The organism is Staphylococcus sp. SUC_1.2, from assembly GCF_026222585.1.
Map to the genome: position 1 here is coordinate 24,177 of NZ_JANJPM010000003.1, position 19,086 is coordinate 43,262.

The following is a 19,086-nucleotide window of genomic DNA, read 5'->3' on the forward strand; positions in this document are numbered from 1 at the left end:
GTAGTGGAAACGTATGAATATAAAATAGAAGACGAAGCACTCGTAGGTCAGCGTATTGATAAATTATTATCTGATTTCAATAGTGAGTGGTCTAGAAGTCAACTTCAAGATTGGATTAAAAATGATTTAGTCACTGTTAATGGTAAAATAATCAAATCAAATTATAAAGTTAAATTAAATGATGAGATTCAAGTGACTGAAAAAGAAGTGGTTGAAGCCGATATTTTACCGGAGAACCTCAATTTAGATATTTATTATGAAGATGAAGATGTAGCCATTGTTTATAAACCTAAAGGCATGGTTGTACACCCTTCACCAGGTCATTATACAGGTACATTAGTTAATGGGTTAATGTATCAAATTAAAGATTTATCAGGTATCAATGGAGAGATACGTCCTGGTATTGTTCATCGTATTGATAAAGATACGTCTGGTTTACTTATGGTAGCTAAAAATGATATAGCACATCGTGGTCTAGTAGAACAACTTATGGATAAAACAGTAAAGCGTAAGTATACAGCTTTAGTACATGGTAATATCCCTCATGATTATGGAACAATTGATGCTCCAATAGGCAGAAACAAAAAAGACCGTCAATCTATGGATGTTGTTGATGATGGAAAAGAAGCAGTGACTCATTTTAATGTAATAGAACATTTCAATGACTATACATTAATTGAATGTCAATTAGAAACAGGTCGTACTCATCAAATTCGTGTTCATATGAAATATATTGGGTTCCCACTTGTTGGAGATCCTAAATATGGTCCTAGAAAAACATTAGATATTGGTGGACAAGCTTTACATGCTGGAGTTATTGGTTTTGAACATCCTGTCACTCATGAATATATTGAACGTCATGCTGAGTTACCTCAAGAGTTTCAATCGCTATTAGAAGATATTCGATTAAGAGAATCATAAAATTAGAGAACAAAGTCGTAAATTAAAAGAAAGCATATTGACTTATGAACTAAAAAGATTTAAGCTAATAACAGTTAAAATTAAACAAAACAGTGTCTTTTAAAAAGAGTCCAGAGAGGCTCAAAAGACAGGGTGACTAATGATATAAATATGATTAACTTTAATTGTTCGATTGTTATCAGACGAATCATATAAAATATTTTTATATACATTAAACCTCATGTCTTTGTAAAAGGCATGAGGTTTTTTCTTTTAAGAGGTGTAATCATGTCAGAACGTATTATTATGGACGAAGCAGCTATACAACGTACTGTTACACGTATAGCACATGAAATTCTAGAATATAATAAAGGAACTGAACAACTTGTTCTTTTAGGTATTAAAACAAGAGGCGAATTTTTAGCACGTCGTATTCAAGAAAAAATTAAACAAATTGAACATCATGTAGTTCCAACAGGTACGATTGACATTACTCATTTTAGAGATGATATTGAAAACTCGAAAAAGCCTATCACTAAAGATGCCATTGAAATTGATCAAGATGTTACAGATAAGATAGTGATCATTATTGATGATGTACTTTATACTGGACGAACAGTTAGAGCATCTTTAGATGCAATTTTATTACATTCTCGACCTATAAAAATTGGCCTCGCTGCCCTTGTGGATCGTGGCCATCGTGAACTGCCAATTAGAGCAGACTTTGTTGGAAAGAATATACCTACTGCAAAAGATGAAGCAGTATCTGTTTATCTTGAAGAAATAGATGATAGAAATGCAGTAGTAATTGAATAACTAACCTTTTAAACCAGTACGAGAGACTGAAAAAGGTAAAGTATTTAATGGTGAGCGTGTAATGTATTTATTAATTGGATAGATGATATGTCTCACTTAAATTAAATACTTTTCCTATGTCATGTTATAAAAAACTTAAAGAAGCTTTTTATAATATTTCATTAATTTATTTTAGTCTCTTTACCATAGTGTAAAGAGACTTTTTTAGAAAGGAAGAACATTTCATGGAAAATGAGCAAATGTTTGAACGTACTGTCAAACCAGTACTAGATGTAAAAGATAAACCAAAACCAGCACAATGGGCGTTTTTAAGCTTACAACATCTATTTGCAATGTTTGGTTCAACTGTCCTTGTTCCATTTTTAACAGGGTTACCTATTTCTGCAGCATTATTAGCATCTGGGATAGGAACATTACTATATATATTAATTACTAAAGCAAAGATACCTGCCTATTTAGGTTCAAGCTTTGCATTTATTACTCCAATTATTACGGGGTTAAGTACACACAGTTTAGGAGATATGCTTGTCGCATTATTCGCTAGTGGCGTAATGTATATCGTTATTGGTATCTTCATAAAATTAAGTGGTACCGGTTGGTTGATGCATCTTTTACCACCAGTTGTTGTTGGTCCAGTTATTATGGTCATTGGTTTAAGTCTCGCACCAACAGCAGTAAACATGGCAATGTATGAGAATTCAGGAGATATGAAGGGTTACAATTTAAGCTATTTATTAGTAGCATTAGTAACTTTACTAGTAACTATTATTGTTCAAGGATTCTTTAAAGGCTTCCTTTCTCTTATTCCTGTGTTAATAGGAATTATTGTAGGTTATATTGTGTCAATTTTTGTAGGCATTGTTAATTTCAAACCAATTGCTAAAGCCAGTTGGCTAGATTTTCCAGATATATATTTACCATTTAAAGATTATGTTCCATCGATACATATCGGACTTATTTTAGTCATGTTGCCTATAGTATTTGTAACAGTCAGTGAACATATTGGCCATCAAATGGTAATTAATAAAATTGTAGGACGTAATTTCTTTGAAAATCCAGGTTTACATCGTTCAATTATAGGTGATGGTGTTTCAACAATGTTCGCTAGTATTATTGGAGGACCGCCTAGTACAACTTATGGCGAAAATATTGGTGTACTCGCAATTACAAAAATATATAGTATCTATGTCATTGGTGGCGCAGCAGTGATTGCAATTATCTTATCATTTATAGGTAAGTTCTCAGCTTTAATTTCATCAATTCCTACACCAGTTATGGGTGGTGTATCTATCTTATTATTCGGTATTATTGCAGCAAGTGGACTTAGAATGTTGGTAGAAAGTCGTGTTGATTTTGCTAGTAATCGTAATTTAGTTATTGCATCAGTAGTACTAGTAGTTGGTATTGGAAATTTACTTATCAATTTAAAAAGTCTTGGTGTGAACCTACAAATTGAAGGCATGGCTTTAGCAGCATTATCAGGAATCATATTAAATCTTATTTTGCCAAAAGAAAAAGAAGAATCAGACATTAAATAAAAGAGGATCTTTTAGGAGGCAGGTCATGAAAAATTTATTTTCAATGGAATATTTAACAAACGACGATATTTTTAATCTTATTCAAACAGCGAGTCGTTTTAAATCAGGAAAAGAAATTGTCCCTCAGTATGAAGGAAAATATGTATCTAACTTATTCTTTGAAAATTCAACACGTACAAAATGCAGTTTTGAAGTAGCTGAACTTAATCTTGGATTGAAACAAGTTAACTTTGAAACAAGCACTTCTTCAGTACAAAAAGGAGAATCACTTTATGACACTTGTAAAACGTTAGAGAGTATTGGCGTCAATTTATTAGTCATTAGACATCCTCAAAATGCATATTACGAAGAACTAGAAAATTTAAATATTCCGATTGCAAATGCTGGAGATGGTAGTGGTCAGCATCCTACTCAAAGCTTATTGGATATAATGACGATTTATGAAGAATACGAAACGTTTGAAGGATTAAATATTTTAATATGTGGAGATATTAAAAATTCTCGTGTAGCAAGAAGTAATTATACAAGTTTAACCTCACTTGGCGCTAAAGTAATGTTCTCAAGTCCTAATGAATGGGTAGATGAAACATTAGATGCTCCCTATGTAAATATTGATGATGTGATTGATAAAGTTGATATCATTATGCTTTTAAGAGTTCAACATGAAAGACATGGTATTACTGATGAAGCAAACTTTAAAGCTGATCATTATCATGAACAATATGGGTTAACTAAAGAAAGGTATCGTCGTTTAAAAGATGATGCGATAGTGATGCATCCTGCTCCAGTAAATCGTGGCGTAGAAATCGATAGTGAACTAGTTGAAGCACCTAAGTCAAGAATCTTTAAACAAATGGAAAATGGAATGTATTTAAGAATGGCTGTAATAGATAAACTTTTATCAAGAAAAGGAGAATAATTATGAAACTTATAAAAAATGCTAAAATTTTAGACAATGGTGAACTTAAATCAACGTCAATTTTAATTGATGGACAATATATCAAGGAAATGAATGAAAATATTAATATTGATGAAGGTACTGAAGTCATTGATGCAAATGGTCAGTTTGTAGCACCAGGACTAGTAGATGTGCATGTACATTTAAGAGAACCAGGTGGAGAACATAAAGAAACAATTGAAACTGGAACAAAAGCAGCTGCACGTGGAGGATTTACAACAGTATGTCCTATGCCTAATACACGTCCTGTACCTGATACAGTAGAACACATGGATCAGTTGCAATCATTAATTAAAGAAAATGCACAAGTCCGTGTCTTGCCTTATGCATCAATTACAATTCGTCAAGCTGGTAAAGAGCATGTTGATTTTGAAGCACTTTCAAAAGAGGGTGCATTTGCATTTACAGATGATGGTGTAGGTGTTCAGGAGTCAGCAATGATGTATGAAGCGATGCAACAAGCTGCAAAATTAAATAAAGCAGTTGTTGCTCATTGTGAAGATAATAGCTTAATTTATGGTGGTGCAATGCATCAAGGTAAACGTAGTGAAGAATTAGGTATTCCTGGCATTCCAAACATTTGTGAATCTGTACAAATTGCACGAGACGTTTTATTAGCAGAAGCAGCAAATTGTCACTATCATGTGTGCCACGTTTCAACAAAAGAAAGTGTAAGAGCAATTCGTGATGCTAAAGCAGCAGGCATTCATGTTACTGCTGAAGTGACACCACATCATCTGTTATTAACTGAAGATGATGTTCCAGGTGATAATGCCATTTTTAAAATGAATCCACCATTAAGAAGTAAAGAAGATAGAGATGCATTATTAGAAGGATTACTAGATGGTACCATTGATTGTATTGCTACAGATCACGCGCCTCATGCCAAAGAAGAAAAAGCTCAGCCAATGACAAAAGCACCATTTGGTATTGTAGGAAGTGAAACAGCCTTCCCATTATTATATACTCATTTTGTTAAAAATGGAGACTGGTCATTACAACAACTTGTTGATTACTTAACAATTAAACCAGCACAAATATTTGATTTACCTTATGGAAAATTAGAAGAAGGCAGCTATGCAGACTTAACAATCATCAATTTAGATGAAGAAAGAGAAATTCGTGGTGAAGACTTCTTATCTAAAGCAGATAATACACCATTTATAGGATATAAAGTATATGGTAACCCTGTTTTAACAATGGTTGAGGGTGAAGTTAAATTTAAGGAGGACAAGTAAAATGTTTGAACGTAGATATCTCGTATTTGAAGATGGTTCATATTATGAAGGATATAAATTAGGGTCAGATCAATTATCAATCGGTGAAATTGTATTTAATACAGCGATGACTGGATATCAAGAAACGATTTCTGATCCATCATATACTGGTCAAATTGTTACATTTACTTATCCTTTAATTGGAAATTATGGTATTAATAGAGACGATTTTGAATCACTTACACCTACATTAAATGGGGTAGTGGTTAAGGAAGCAAGTACGCATCCAAGTAATTTTAGAAAACAAAAAACATTACATGAAGTGCTTGTTCAATATCAAATTCCTGGTATTTCAGGGGTAGATACACGCAGTATTACTAGAAAAATTAGAAAATATGGTGTATTAAAAGCAGGATTTACTGACAATAAAGAGGAAATTGAATCACTTGCAGCTAACTTAAAAACTGCAGAATTACCTCGTGATGAGGTAACTACTGTGTCAACAAAAACACCGTATGTATCAACAGGCTCAGATTTAAGCGTCGTGTTATTAGACTTTGGTAAAAAGCAAAATATTGTTAGAGAGCTTAATTCAAGAGGATGTAATGTTACTGTAGTACCTTATGATACTTCAGCAGAGGAAATATTAGCAATGTCACCAGATGGTGTCATGCTTTCAAATGGACCTGGAGATCCAGAAGAAGTTAATGTTGCCTTAGATATGATTAAAGGTGTTTTAGGAAATATACCATTCTTTGGCATTTGTCTTGGTCATCAGTTATTTGCATTATCTCAAGGTGCCAAAGCATTTAAGATGAAGTTCGGACATCGTGGTGCGAATCATCCTGTAAAAGATTTACGCACAGGTAAAGTAGATATCACAAGTCAAAATCACGGTTATGCTATTGATAAAGACTCATTAGAAAATACAGATTTAGAAGTGACACATATTGCTTTAAATGATGGTACGGTTGAAGGATTAAGACATAAAACATTACCAGCCTTTTCAGTGCAATATCATCCAGAGGCAAGACCAGGCCCAAGTGACTCAAATTACTTATTTGATGAGTTCTTAGACATGATGAGAGATTTTAAAGATAATAAAAAGGAGAGTAAAACGAATGCCTAAACGTGACGATATTAAAACGATTTTAGTAATTGGTTCAGGTCCTATTATTATTGGACAAGCTGCAGAATTTGACTATGCTGGAACACAAGCGTGTCTTGCTTTAAAAGAAGAAGGATACCGTGTTATTTTAGTAAACTCAAATCCTGCAACCATTATGACTGATAAAGAAATTGCAGATAAAGTATATATTGAACCTTTAACTCATGACTTTATTGCACGTATCATTCGTAAAGAACAACCTGATGCATTATTACCTACATTAGGTGGACAAACAGGTTTAAATATGGCAATACAATTACATGATAGCGGTGTATTAAAAGCAAATAATGTAGAGTTATTAGGTACAAAATTAGAATCTATACAACAAGCAGAAGATAGAGAATTATTCCGATCATTGATGAATGAATTAGATGTTCCGGTACCTGAAAGTGATATAGTAAATACTGTAGAACAAGCATTTGCATTCAAAGAACAAGTAGGATATCCATTAATTGTACGTCCTGCCTTTACAATGGGGGGTACTGGTGGTGGTATCTGTCATAATGATGAAGAATTAAAAGAAGTTGTAAGTAATGGATTACATTATAGTCCAGCGACTCAATGTTTAATTGAAAAATCAATAGCAGGATATAAAGAAATTGAATATGAAGTGATGCGTGATAAAAATGACAATGCCATTGTAGTATGTAATATGGAAAATATTGACCCAGTAGGTATCCATACCGGAGATTCAGTTGTTGTAGCTCCTAGTCAGACACTATCAGATGTTGAATACCAAATGTTACGTGATGTATCGCTTAAAGTGATTCGTGCTTTAGGTATTGAAGGTGGTTGTAATGTACAGCTGGCTTTAGATCCATATTCATTAAATTATTACATTATTGAAGTTAATCCACGTGTGTCTCGTTCATCTGCACTAGCATCAAAAGCAACAGGCTATCCAATTGCTAAATTAGCGGCTAAAATTGCGGTTGGTTTAACATTAGATGAGATGCTAAATCCTATAACTGGAACATCTTATGCTGCGTTTGAACCAACACTTGATTATGTCATTTCAAAAATTCCACGTTTCCCATTTGATAAATTCGAAAAAGGTGAACGTGAATTAGGAACACAAATGAAGGCTACTGGTGAAGTGATGGCTATTGGTCGTACATATGAAGAATCATTATTAAAAGCGATTCGTTCATTAGAATATGGTGTCCATCATCTTGGTTTACCAAACGGTGAAAGTTATGACTTAGACTACATTAAAGAACGTATTAGTCATCAAGATGATGAGCGTTTATTCTTTATTGGTGAAGCGATTCGACGTGGCACATCATTACAAGAAATTCATGAAATGACTAAAATTGATTATTTCTTCTTAAATAAATTCCTTAATATTATTCATATTGAACATGAACTTAAAGCGCATCCAGGAGACTTAGAATATCTTAAATATGCAAAAGATTATGGTTTCAGTGATAAAGTGATTGCTCATCGCTTTGATATGACTGAAGAAGAAGTATATCAATTACGTCAAGATAATGATATTAAACCTGTGTATAAAATGGTAGACACGTGTGCAGCAGAATTTGAATCATCTACACCATACTATTACGGAACATATGAAACAGAAAATGAATCTATAGTTACAGATAAAGAGAAAATTTTAGTATTAGGTTCTGGACCAATACGTATCGGACAAGGTGTAGAGTTTGATTATGCGACAGTGCATGCAGTTTGGGCAATTCAAAATGCCGGATATGAAGCAATCATTGTTAATAATAATCCAGAGACAGTATCAACAGACTTTTCAATTTCAGATAAATTATATTTTGAACCGCTAACTGAAGAAGATGTAATGAATATCATTAATTTAGAGCAACCTAAAGGTGTAGTAGTTCAATTTGGTGGTCAAACAGCAATCAATTTAGCTGATAAATTAGCTAAACATGGTGTGAAAATCTTAGGAACATCATTAGAAGATTTAAATCGTGCAGAAGATAGAAAAGAATTTGAAGCACTTTTAAGAAAAATTGATGTGCCACAACCTAAAGGTAAAACAGCCACTTCTCCTAAAGAAGCATTAGAAAATGCACGTGAAATTGGTTATCCAGTAGTTGTACGACCTTCTTATGTATTAGGTGGCCGTGCCATGGAAATTGTAAATAGTGATGCAGAATTAGAAGACTATATGGAACAAGCTGTTAAAGCAAGTCCAGAACATCCAGTATTAGTGGATAGATATTTAACAGGTAAAGAAATAGAAGTCGATGCAATTTCTGATGGTGAAACAGTTATTATTCCGGGTATTATGGAGCACATTGAACGTGCAGGTGTTCATAGCGGTGATTCAATTGCAGTGTATCCACCACAAACATTGAGCGATGAAGAAATAAATACACTCGAAGATTATACAATTAAATTAGCTAAAGGATTAAACATTGTGGGTCTCATCAATATTCAATTCGTTATTGCACATGATGGTGTGTATGTATTAGAAGTTAACCCACGTGCAAGTCGTACAGTGCCTTTCTTAAGTAAAATTACTGATATTCAAATGGCACAACTTGCCATGCAAGCGATAATGGGCACAAAACTTAAAGATTTAGGCTATCAACAAGGTATTCAACCATATTCAGAGGGTGTGTTTGTTAAAGCACCGGTATTTAGTTTTAATAAATTAAAAAATGTTGACGTGACACTTGGACCTGAAATGAAATCTACCGGTGAAGTGATGGGTAAAGATTTAACACTTGAAAAAGCTTTATATAAAGGTTTAACAGGTAGTGGTGTAGAAGTAAAAGATCATGGTACCGTATTAATGACAGTAAGTGATAAAGATAAAGAAGAAATCGTTGATATTGCGCACCGTTTAAATGAAGTAGGTTATAAAATCTTAGCTACACAAGGTACTGCACAAAAATTAGAAGCGCACAATATCCCTGTTGAAGTTGTTGGTAAAATCGGTGGAGAAGATGATTTATTAACACGTATCCAAAATGGGGATGTACAAATTGTTATTAACACAATGACAAAAGGTAAAGAAGTTGAAAGAGATGGCTTCCAAATTCGACGTACTACTGTAGAAAACGGAGTGCCATGTTTAACTTCATTAGATACTGCAAGTGCATTAACAAATGTCATTGAAAGTATGACATTTTCAATGAGAAATATGTAATGCCGTAATTATAAGCGACTTATGTGTTAACTTGCTTTATGTTTAAGCACAAGTCGCTTCTTTTTAAAATAAAAGTGAGTTATTTAAAGGAGTTTAATGAATGAGAGATTTACCAATTATAGCTTTAGATTTTGATTCTGAGGATCATGTTCTTGATTTTTTAGATCAATTTGATGAACCACTTTTTGTAAAAGTAGGAATGGAATTATATTATCAAACTGGACCAGCTTTAATTAAGAAAATAAAAGAACGTGGACATGATATATTTTTAGACCTTAAGTTACACGATATTCCTAATACAGTTCAAAAAGCTATGGAGGGTTTAGGTAAGTTAAATGTTGATTTAGTTAACGTGCATGCTGCTGGTGGAACTGAAATGATGAAACATGCTGTAAAAGGGTTACGTAAATATAATGAAACTACTAAAATAATAGCAGTGACTCAATTAACATCAACGACTGAAGAAATGCTACATCAAGAACAAAATATCCAAACGTCTATTGAAGAAGCAGTGTTGAATTATGCAAAATTAGCGCAGGAGTCAGGATTAGATGGCGTAGTATGTTCACCATTAGAAGCTAAATTACTGACAAAGTCTCTAGGTTCTGACTTTTTAAAGGTGACGCCTGGTATCAGACCTAAAGGTGCAGCGGTGAATGATCAAAAACGTATTACAACTCCAGAAGACGCGAAACAATTAGGTTCAACTCACATTGTAGTGGGTCGTCCAATAACTCAAAGTGAGCATCCACAAGAGAGTTATACAAAAATAAAGGAAAGTTGGTTAAGTTAATATGTCAAAACACATAGCAAAATCATTATTAGATATTGAAGCAGTAAGTTTATCACCCAATGACTTATTCACATGGAGTTCAGGCATAAAATCACCTATCTATTGTGATAATCGTATTACATTAGGTTACCCTAAAGTACGTCAAGACATTCGTGATGGATTAAGTGAACTTATTACAGAACATTTTGATAATGTAGAGGTTATTTCAGGAACAGCAACTGCTGGTATTCCACATGCTGCTTATATTTCTGAAAAACTAAACTTACCAATGAACTATGTACGATCTAAAAGTAAAAGTCATGGTAAACAAAATCAAATTGAAGGCGCACAAAGTAAAAATAAAAAAGTCGTTGTCGTGGAAGATTTAATTTCAACAGGGGGATCGTCAATTACTGCAGTGGAAGCTTTAAGAGAAGCAGGGGCTGAAGTCGTAGGTGTAGTTGCAATCTTTACTTATGGTCTAGCTAAAGCAGACGACATGTTCAAACAAGCGAATCTACCATTCTATACGCTAAGTAATTATAATGAACTTATTGAAGTAGCTAAAGAAGAAGGCAAAATTTCAGAAAATGATATTCAAACATTAGTGGATTGGCGCGATAATCTCTAAGTTTCGCTTAAAGGGTGATAAAGTTGTCTAAAGACAAAGATAATAATGCATTTTATAATCAGTTAAAACATGTGAATCAATTTTTATACAGTGAAAAAGAATTTAAACAAACAGCACATGTGTTAACTATTAAAGAAAGTATTAAACATATGCATCACGCACAAATGGAATCTTTTGAGCATACAAGTGACTTCTTTAAAAAAGCCAAAGCACGTTTACGTCAAAAAGATAAAATCTAAATATAGAAAGAAAGATACATATAAATATGAATCAACATATTTATATGTATCTTTTTATATCAATCTATAATTAACTTAACGTATAAAGATTTTAATTAACACCCATCCGATTAATAAAACGATGACCATTGCTAATAGTGGTAGAATATAATGCATCATATTAAATGCCTCCTATTATACTTTTATTTAATTTTAACTGTTTATGGAAAGTTTTCAAAATTAAAGCTACTTTTAATTCAAAGTTCTTAATAGCTAACTTTTTATTATTTTTAAAAATAGTTTAAAATAGACATTAATTATAAATTATAGGAGGATTACAATGGAAATACCTAAAGTAACACCATTTTTAATGTTTAATAATCAAGCTGAAGAAGCAGTCAATTTATATACAAGCTTATTTAAAAACAGTGAGATTTTAACAATGGTAAAATACGGAGAAGATGGTCCTGGAGAACCTGGGACAGTTCAACATTCTATTTTCACATTAAATGGTCAAGTATTCATGGCGATAGATGCCGATAATGGTGAAGAATTACCAATGAATCCTTCCATCTCTTTATATATCACTGTTGAAGATGCTATGGAAATGGAACGTTTATTTAATGGTCTAAAAAAAGAAGGTGCTATACTGATGCCTAAAACTTCTATGCCACCATTTCGTGAGTTTGCATGGGTGCAAGATAAATTTGGAGTAAGTTTCCAACTTGCATTACCAGAAAAATAGACACTATGATATATAAAATCCGTAGATGACTTAAAAAAAGCATCTACGGATTTTTATTTTTTTAATTTTTATCCTGCTTCATACGCTGGATTTGGTCATAATCAGGTGTTGCATATAACGTTTTTTGATTATCATATGTGACAAATCCTGGTTTAGCGCCAGAAGGTTTATGGACATTTTTGATTTCTGTATAGTCTACCGGTATCTGACCAGAATTTCCAGCTTTAGAGAAATATCCCGCAAGCATTGCTGCCTCTTTTATCGTAGTCTCACTCGGTGCATCATTTAAAATGACAACATGCGAACCTGGAATATCTTTAGTATGGAACCATATATGTGATTTTTGAGCTTTACGATTTGTTAAATAATCATTTTGCTTGTTATTTTTACCTACTAAAATCGTGTCTCCATCTGAAGAGATATATGTTTGTAAATGGATTTTATCTTGTTTTTTCTTTTTAGTATTTTTACGTTGTTTCATAAATCCTTGTTCTGCCAATTCATCACGAATGTCATCAATTTCATCAACTGTAATATGTTCTAATTGCTGTTCAATATTGGCAAAATAGTCAATATTTTCACGTGTAAGAGCAATTTGAAGATCGAGTTCTTTTTCTCGTGTCTTCATTCGATTATATTGCTTATAGTAGTATTGAGCATTCACAGATGGTGATTTAGTAGGGTCTAATGGAATCGTTACTTCTTCATTAGTATAATAATTTAGAACGTTTATAGACGCGTCACCTTGTTGAATACGATAAATATTAGCAGTAATGAGTTCACCGTATAATTGTTGTGTGTCTTTATCTTTAGCACTTTCGTATTCGTCTATAAGTTTACTTAACTTGTGTTGATATTTTTGTAATTGTTGTTGTACGAAGCGTACTAGATCATTCGCACGTTGTTTTACACGTTCTCGCTCACCTCTAGCATCATAATAACGATCTAATAAATCATGTAACGAATCATAGATAACAATATCATCCGAGAATTGTTTTAATTTCATAAAATAGAAATCTTCTTTACCTGTTTCATGATTTTTATGAAATACTGGTACGGGTACTTTTAATGTTTGGTCAATCACTTCTTCAAAAGCTTGAGGAAGAGTATCTTGATTCATAAATTGGTAACGATTTGTAATTTCATTTGTAATTAGAGGACTAAAGCCTTCAAACGCATTGAGTAATTGTTTAGCAATTTTTCCGGCATTAAAGTCAACGAATTTGAGCACCTCATCACTTGAAATATCATATGGATTTCGTTTGTTTTGAGTAGGAGGAGCTTCATATTTGAAACCAGGCATCACTGTACGATACTGATTTGTATTTGGCGTCAAGTGTTTAAAGCCTTCTATAATTTTATATTGATCATCTACTAGTATTAAATTACTATGTTTACCCATGATTTCCAATATCACTGTTCGATATATCGTATCGCCAATTTCATCTTTACTTTCAATGTCAATTTCTACTCTACGATCATTACCGATTTGTCGTATTGATTTAACAATACCTCCCTCTAAATGCTTACGAAAGACACGTGCAAACATTGGTGGGTCAAAGGGATTGTCGTACTTTTTATTGGTGAGATGCATTCTTGAAAAATTGGGATGAATAGATAACAATAGATGATGGTTTTTACGATTTTGACGAATAATCATAATGATTGTGTCATTTTCTGGTTGATTAATTTTGTGAATTCTACCTGTTACTAAAAATTGTAGTGATTCTATTATCTTTTTTGTAAATAAGCCATCATAAGCCATAATTTTTTCCACCTTCAGTTTTGTCATTCATTATATTGTAACATGGTAACAATAGAGCGTCATGAGTTAAGTTTATCCTAGTACACTCTATACAACGTAAACAACAATGTGATATCATATTTAAATAATAGAAGAATAGCTTAGAGAGGTCGTAAGGCATGGATAATGAAAAAGGATTACTAATTGTTCTTTCAGGTCCTTCAGGAGTAGGTAAAGGAACTGTTCGTAAAGAGATATTTGACGATCCAACTACATCATATAAATACTCAATCTCGATGACTACGCGTCAAATGCGAGAAGGAGAAGTTAACGGTGTAGATTACTTTTTTAAAACGAAAGAAGAATTTGAAGCATTAATTCAAGAAGATCAATTTATTGAATATGCCGAATATGTAGGAAATTACTATGGGACACCCGTACAATATGTTAAAGATACAATGGCTGAAGGTCATGATGTGTTTTTAGAAATTGAAGTTGAAGGTGCGAAACAAGTAAGAAAAAAATTTCCTGACGCATTATTTATCTTTCTTGCACCGCCAAGCTTAGATCATTTGAAAGAACGTCTTATTGGTCGCGGTACAGAAACAGATGAAAAGATTCAAAGTAGGGTAAATGAAGCACGTAAAGAAGTAGAAATGATGAATCTTTACGATTATGTCGTTGTTAATGATGAAGTTCATTTGGCTAAAGAAAGAATTCAATCAATTGTAGAAGCCGAGCACTTAAAAAGAGAACGCGTTGAAGCGATATATAGAAAAATGTTATTGGAGGCAAAGAAATAATGTTAAACCCACCGTTAAATCAATTACAATCACAAATTAATTCAAAATATTTAATTGCAACAACAGCTGCTAAACGTGCACGTGAATTAGACGAAAAGCCTGAAACTGCATTACTAAATGGTTATCATTCAGCAAAACCTGTGGGTGAAGCACTAGAAGAAATTGCAAGCGGAAAAATTTCACCTGTTGTACCTGAAGAGTTTCAAGCATAAATAAAATTATTTCGTTATCAGTTAAGTTGTTGTTCTGAAATATAAGTTACCATGTGTTTCAGACTTTTAAACATTTTTGCAATCTCTGATTCAATTGAAAATGTACTTATATAAGCGTTTTTAGAATCAGTTAATCTTGCGGGAGTAGAACAGTGAATTAAAAATCTGTTCTACTCCCGTGTTTTTAGTTTTTCATCTTAGTTGTGTATAATAAATTTAAAAGTGAAGACTATAAATATAACTAAAGGAGTCGAATCATGAAGAACATTCTATTAGCTGTTACAGGAGGCATTGCTGCTTATAAAGCAATTGATTTAACTAGTAAACTTACGCAAGCGAATTATGATGTAAGAGTAATGCTCACTGATCATGCACAAGAATTTGTTACACCTTTAGCCTTTCAAGCCATTAGTAGAAACCCTGTATATACCAATACATTTATTGAAGAAAACCCTGAAGACATTCAACATATAGCATTAGGTGATTGGGCAGACTGTATCGTTGTTGCACCTGCTACTGCTAATACTATTGCCAAATTAAGTGTAGGTATTGCTGATGATATCGTCACATCAACGCTACTTGCTACAGAAACCCCTAAATTTATTGCTCCAGCTATGAATGTTCATATGTATGAAAATAAACGTACGCAACATAATATTTCTGTATTAAAAGACGATGAATATCATTTTATTGAACCTGGAGATGGTTTTTTAGCATGTGGGTACATTGCAAAGGGACGTATGGAGGAACCTCTTCAAATTGTCAAAATCATAAATGATTATTTTAAAGATAAGAATGAACTATCACACATATCTCATACTTCTTTTGAAGGGAAACATGCTTTAGTTACTGCAGGTCCTACAATTGAAGTAATTGATCCAGTAAGGTTTGTATCTAATCGTTCCTCTGGAAAAATGGGATATGCAATTGCAGAAGCTTTAGCTAAAAGAGGTGCAAAGGTGACGCTTGTGGCAGGACCAACGCAACTTGATAATCCAGAGAATGTAGAAGTCATTCATGTAGAAAGTGCAGAAGAAATGTTTAATGCAGTTACAAGTCGATATGAAGAACAAGATATTGTTGTTAAAGCAGCAGCCGTCTCAGATTATACGCCGGCTGATGTATTGAATCATAAAATGAAAAAACAAGATGGCAATCTTTCTGTCACTTTTAAGCGAACAAAGGACATTTTGAAATATTTAGGTGAACATAAAACACATCAATATTTGGTCGGATTTGCAGCTGAAACCCAAAATATTAATGCTTATGCACAAGATAAATTAAAACGTAAAAATGCGAATGTCATTATTTCGAATAATGTAGGAGATCAGACCATTGGATTTCAATCTGATGATAATGAACTCACTATGCATTTTAAAGATGGACAACGTATTAATATAAAAAAAGGAAAGAAAGTGCAACTTGCACAACAAATTTTAGATGAACTGGAAACTAGGTGGCAATAATGATTGCGAAGGTCATTGTAGATATTCCTTCTAAGAGTGTTGATTTTAAATTCGATTATCTCGTACCTGACCATTTAAAAGATTTTATAAAAGTGGGTGTAAGAGTTGTTGTACCGTTTGGTCCACGTACTATTCAAGGATATGTTATGGATATACAACAACAACCAAGTGAAGATGTCAATATAGATAAATTGAAACCAATTAAAGAAATTAGAGATATTCGACCAGAATTAACACCTGAACTTATCCAATTAAGTGAATGGTTGAGTCATTATCATATTTCAAAACGCATTTCTGTGTTAGAGGCAATGCTTCCAAGCGCGATTAAAGCAAAATACACTAAAGTATTTAAAATAGTCCGTCACAATGATATTGAAGAAGATATATTAAAATATTTTGATAACAACGGATATTATAAGTATAAAGATGCGCAAAAAAATAATCATTTAAATATATTAAACCGTTTACTTGAACAACATTTAATAGAAGAAGAAACCATATTATCTCAACATACAAAAAGAAAAACACAGCGTGCAGTACGAGTTGTTGAAGGATACAATCCAGATGATATATTAGCTTTACTAGAAAAGAAATTAAAACAATATGATGTGTATGCTTATCTTTTAGAAGAACATCATAGAAATGTATTTTTAAAAGAACTTGAAGAAATGGGGTTTTCTAAATCAAGTATAGAGGGTCTCGTCAAAAAAGGTTTCCTTGAAAAATATGATGCTGAAATTGAACGAGATCCTTTTGCAAATCGTATCTTTGAAAAAGAAGAAAAACGAATGTTAACCCCTGATCAAAATAACGCATTTCAACAAATTAAAGAAAAAATAGATCACAACGCACAACGTACATTTTTATTACACGGCATCACAGGTTCAGGTAAAACTGAAGTCTACTTGCAAGCCATTGAAGAAGTATTAAAAAAAGATGAACAAGCCATGATGCTTGTTCCAGAAATTGCGCTGACACCACAAATGGTTTTACGCTTTAAGCGACGTTTTGGTGATGATGTAGCTGTCTTACATTCAGGTTTGTCAAATGGTGAACGATATGATGAATGGCAAAAAATTAGAGATGGAAGAGCACGTGTAAGCGTAGGTGCGAGATCAAGTATCTTTGCACCATTTAAAAACTTAGGCATTATTATTATTGATGAAGAACATGAATCAACATATAAGCAAGAAGATTATCCACGTTATCATGCTAGAGACATAGCAGAATGGAGAAGTCAATTTCATCAATGTCCATTAGTATTAGGAAGTGCGACACCAAGTCTTGAATCTTATGCACGGGCAGAAAAAAATGTATATCAATTACTTACTTTACCTGAAAGAGTTAATCAACAAGCTTTACCTTCAATAGATATCATTGATATGAGAGCAGAACTAAGTTCAGGTAATCGTTCCATGTTCTCAGAAGAATTAAGACAAGCGATTCAAGATAGACTGAATAAAAATGAACAAATCGTTTTATTTTTAAATCGACGGGGTTATGCTTCGTTTATGTTATGTCGAGATTGTGGATATGTTCCACAATGTCCACATTGCGATATTTCGTTAACTTATCATAAGACGACAGACCAACTAAAATGCCACTATTGCGGCTATCAAGACTTGCCTCCTAACCTGTGTCCTAATTGTGAAAGCCCGCATATCAGACAGGTTGGTACAGGTACACAAAGGGTAGAAGAAATTTTACAACAAGAATTTGAAGAGGCACGTATTATTCGTATGGATGTAGATACGACGTCAAGAAAAGGTGCACATGAAAAGCTATTGACTGATTTTGAAAAGGGAAAAGGCGATATTTTATTAGGCACACAAATGATTGCAAAAGGTTTAGATTATCCAAATATAACATTAGTTGGTGTGCTTAATGCCGACACAATGTTAAATTTGCCCGACTTTAGAGCGAGTGAAAGAACGTATCAGTTACTTACACAAGTTTCAGGTCGTGCTGGTCGTCATGAAAAACCCGGTAAAGTGATTATTCAAACATATAATCCAACTCATTATGCAATAGAAGATGTTCAAAAAAATGATTATTTAACGTTTTATCATAAAGAAATGCAATTTAGAAAATTAGGTAAATATCCACCTTATTATTATTTAATTAATTTTACTATTGCGCATAAAAATATGAAAAAAGTAATGGAAGCTGCTAAACATGTACATCAAATTTTACTGCAACATCTTTCAGAAAGAGCACTCGTACTTGGACCTTCTCCAGCGGCAATTGCTAGAATTAATAACGAACATCGTTTTCAAATATTGGTTAAATACAAGAGTGAGCCAGAATTAATTCATGCATTACAGTACTTAGATGATTATTATCATGAAGCATATATTAAAGATAAATTATCATTAAAGATTGATATCAATCCTCAAATATTAATGTAAAAAAAGAGTTGCACCGTTTGCGTTTAACTGCGTGGTGTAACTCTTTTTGTATTTACATGTTACATTGTTACGTTTCCATTTTCATCTGCTGGTCTTAGTAATGTCAGAATCGCACTGATGATTGCAATAATATGAGGAATTCCTGTCCAACAGAATAATAAATGAAGAAGACCAGACATCATTTTACCAGCATAAAATTTGTGTACGCCAAAGCCACCTAAAAAGATAGCTAGGATAATGTAAATCACTTTATTGACTTCCATTCTTTATACCTCCTTAGTCTATTTAATATATTAATTGTCTTCATAATTATTTTAGATATGAAAAAAATTAAAAGCAATTAAAGTTATCTGAGAAGAGTGA

The 19,086-nt window shown here is 32.9% G+C and carries 17 protein-coding genes; 15 read left to right on the plus strand and 2 right to left on the minus strand.

The annotated features are described in order from the left end of the window. Window positions 1-3 precede the first annotated feature (3 nt). The 11 genes from NR218_RS01705 (at window position 4) to NR218_RS01755 (ending at window position 12,090) form a co-directional block, all read left to right on the plus strand. A complete protein-coding gene (locus NR218_RS01705; RefSeq protein ID WP_017174554.1) occupies window positions 4-921 on the plus strand; it encodes an RluA family pseudouridine synthase in 918 nt (305 codons plus the stop codon). Between the two features lie 267 nt (window positions 922-1,188). Continuing rightward, entirely contained in the window at window positions 1,189-1,716 is a 528-nt protein-coding gene (pyrR, locus tag NR218_RS01710) for a bifunctional pyr operon transcriptional regulator/uracil phosphoribosyltransferase PyrR (RefSeq protein WP_017174555.1), read from the plus strand. A gap of 224 nt (window positions 1,717-1,940) precedes the next feature. After that, on the plus strand, window positions 1,941-3,254 hold the full coding sequence (locus NR218_RS01715; RefSeq protein WP_019835566.1) for a uracil-xanthine permease family protein: 1,314 nt from the start codon (window positions 1,941-1,943) through the stop codon (window positions 3,252-3,254). 25 nt (window positions 3,255-3,279) lie between these two features. After that, window positions 3,280-4,173 (plus strand): aspartate carbamoyltransferase catalytic subunit, encoded by an 894-nt coding sequence (locus NR218_RS01720; RefSeq protein WP_017174557.1) that lies wholly within the window; start codon window positions 3,280-3,282, stop codon window positions 4,171-4,173. 2 nt (window positions 4,174-4,175) lie between these two features. Next, window positions 4,176-5,450, plus strand: a complete 1,275-nt coding sequence (locus NR218_RS01725) for a dihydroorotase (protein WP_017174558.1) — start codon at window positions 4,176-4,178, stop codon at window positions 5,448-5,450. A gap of 1 nt (window position 5,451) precedes the next feature. Further along, the gene (locus NR218_RS01730) at window positions 5,452-6,558 is read left to right on the plus strand and encodes a carbamoyl phosphate synthase small subunit (RefSeq protein WP_017174559.1); all 1,107 of its coding nucleotides are present in this window, start codon (window positions 5,452-5,454) and stop codon (window positions 6,556-6,558) included. After that, window positions 6,551-9,724 carry a carbamoyl-phosphate synthase large subunit gene (carB, locus tag NR218_RS01735; protein ID WP_017174560.1) on the plus strand — a complete coding sequence of 1,058 codons (3,174 nt, stop codon included), beginning with the start codon at window positions 6,551-6,553 and terminating at the stop codon, window positions 9,722-9,724. The genes NR218_RS01730 and carB overlap by 8 nt, the downstream gene beginning before the upstream one ends. Window positions 9,725-9,824: 100 nt before the next feature. Continuing rightward, window positions 9,825-10,517 carry an orotidine-5'-phosphate decarboxylase gene (pyrF, locus tag NR218_RS01740; protein WP_017174561.1) on the plus strand — a complete coding sequence of 231 codons (693 nt, stop codon included), beginning with the start codon at window positions 9,825-9,827 and terminating at the stop codon, window positions 10,515-10,517. A gap of 1 nt (window position 10,518) precedes the next feature. Continuing rightward, the gene (gene pyrE, locus NR218_RS01745; RefSeq protein WP_017174562.1) at window positions 10,519-11,127 is read left to right on the plus strand and encodes an orotate phosphoribosyltransferase; all 609 of its coding nucleotides are present in this window, start codon (window positions 10,519-10,521) and stop codon (window positions 11,125-11,127) included. 14 nt (window positions 11,128-11,141) lie between these two features. Continuing rightward, window positions 11,142-11,366 (plus strand): hypothetical protein, encoded by a 225-nt coding sequence (locus tag NR218_RS01750; RefSeq protein ID WP_231103763.1) that lies wholly within the window; start codon window positions 11,142-11,144, stop codon window positions 11,364-11,366. A gap of 319 nt (window positions 11,367-11,685) precedes the next feature. After that, on the plus strand, window positions 11,686-12,090 hold the full coding sequence (locus tag NR218_RS01755) for a VOC family protein (RefSeq protein ID WP_017174564.1): 405 nt from the start codon (window positions 11,686-11,688) through the stop codon (window positions 12,088-12,090). Window positions 12,091-12,151: 61 nt separating this feature from the next. Here NR218_RS01755 and NR218_RS01760 read toward each other — a convergent pair whose 3' ends face one another. After that, window positions 12,152-13,855: an Rqc2 family fibronectin-binding protein gene (locus NR218_RS01760; RefSeq protein ID WP_019835569.1), complete on the minus strand. Its 1,704-nt coding sequence runs from the start codon at window positions 13,853-13,855 to the stop codon at window positions 12,152-12,154. 158 nt (window positions 13,856-14,013) lie between these two features. On the opposite strand from NR218_RS01760, the gene gmk reads away from it, so the two are divergent. The 4 genes from gmk to priA all read left to right on the plus strand — a co-directional run bounded on the left by gmk (window position 14,014) and on the right by priA (window position 18,723). Further along, window positions 14,014-14,637 (plus strand): guanylate kinase, encoded by a 624-nt coding sequence (gene gmk, locus NR218_RS01765; protein ID WP_002448723.1) that lies wholly within the window; start codon window positions 14,014-14,016, stop codon window positions 14,635-14,637. Further along, window positions 14,637-14,849 (plus strand): DNA-directed RNA polymerase subunit omega, encoded by a 213-nt coding sequence (rpoZ, locus tag NR218_RS01770; protein WP_002448867.1) that lies wholly within the window; start codon window positions 14,637-14,639, stop codon window positions 14,847-14,849. Before gmk ends, rpoZ begins: the two co-directional genes overlap by 1 nt. A gap of 257 nt (window positions 14,850-15,106) precedes the next feature. Continuing rightward, on the plus strand, window positions 15,107-16,315 hold the full coding sequence (gene coaBC / locus NR218_RS01775; protein WP_265883222.1) for a bifunctional phosphopantothenoylcysteine decarboxylase/phosphopantothenate--cysteine ligase CoaBC: 1,209 nt from the start codon (window positions 15,107-15,109) through the stop codon (window positions 16,313-16,315). Then, window positions 16,315-18,723 carry a primosomal protein N' gene (gene priA / locus NR218_RS01780; RefSeq protein WP_265883223.1) on the plus strand — a complete coding sequence of 803 codons (2,409 nt, stop codon included), beginning with the start codon at window positions 16,315-16,317 and terminating at the stop codon, window positions 18,721-18,723. The genes coaBC and priA overlap by 1 nt, the downstream gene beginning before the upstream one ends. 59 nt (window positions 18,724-18,782) lie before the next feature. Here priA and NR218_RS01785 read toward each other — a convergent pair whose 3' ends face one another. Continuing rightward, complete coding sequence (locus tag NR218_RS01785) at window positions 18,783-18,986, minus strand: TM2 domain-containing protein (RefSeq protein WP_145435905.1); 204 nt, start codon at window positions 18,984-18,986, stop codon at window positions 18,783-18,785. Window positions 18,987-19,086 lie beyond the last annotated feature (100 nt).

Excerpts from the sequence above, each read along its gene's own strand:
- pyrR (WP_017174555.1), top strand. The coding sequence starts at position 1,189 with ATGTCAGAACGTATTATTATGGACGAAGCAGCTATACAACGTACTGTT.
- NR218_RS01715 (WP_019835566.1), top strand. The coding sequence starts at position 1,941 with ATGGAAAATGAGCAAATGTTTGAACGTACTGTCAAACCAGTACTAGAT.
- NR218_RS01720 (WP_017174557.1), top strand. The coding sequence starts at position 3,280 with ATGAAAAATTTATTTTCAATGGAATATTTAACAAACGACGATATTTTT.
- NR218_RS01725 (WP_017174558.1), top strand. The coding sequence starts at position 4,176 with ATGAAACTTATAAAAAATGCTAAAATTTTAGACAATGGTGAACTTAAA.
- NR218_RS01730 (WP_017174559.1), top strand. The coding sequence starts at position 5,452 with ATGTTTGAACGTAGATATCTCGTATTTGAAGATGGTTCATATTATGAA.
- carB (WP_017174560.1), top strand. The coding sequence starts at position 6,551 with ATGCCTAAACGTGACGATATTAAAACGATTTTAGTAATTGGTTCAGGT.
- pyrF (WP_017174561.1), top strand. The coding sequence starts at position 9,825 with ATGAGAGATTTACCAATTATAGCTTTAGATTTTGATTCTGAGGATCAT.
- pyrE (WP_017174562.1), top strand. The coding sequence starts at position 10,519 with ATGTCAAAACACATAGCAAAATCATTATTAGATATTGAAGCAGTAAGT.
- NR218_RS01755 (WP_017174564.1), top strand. The coding sequence starts at position 11,686 with ATGGAAATACCTAAAGTAACACCATTTTTAATGTTTAATAATCAAGCT.
- NR218_RS01760 (WP_019835569.1), bottom strand. The coding sequence starts at position 13,855 with ATGGCTTATGATGGCTTATTTACAAAAAAGATAATAGAATCACTACAA.
- gmk (WP_002448723.1), top strand. The coding sequence starts at position 14,014 with ATGGATAATGAAAAAGGATTACTAATTGTTCTTTCAGGTCCTTCAGGA.
- rpoZ (WP_002448867.1), top strand. The coding sequence starts at position 14,637 with ATGTTAAACCCACCGTTAAATCAATTACAATCACAAATTAATTCAAAA.
- coaBC (WP_265883222.1), top strand. The coding sequence starts at position 15,107 with ATGAAGAACATTCTATTAGCTGTTACAGGAGGCATTGCTGCTTATAAA.
- priA (WP_265883223.1), top strand. The coding sequence starts at position 16,315 with ATGATTGCGAAGGTCATTGTAGATATTCCTTCTAAGAGTGTTGATTTT.
- NR218_RS01785 (WP_145435905.1), bottom strand. The coding sequence starts at position 18,986 with ATGGAAGTCAATAAAGTGATTTACATTATCCTAGCTATCTTTTTAGGT.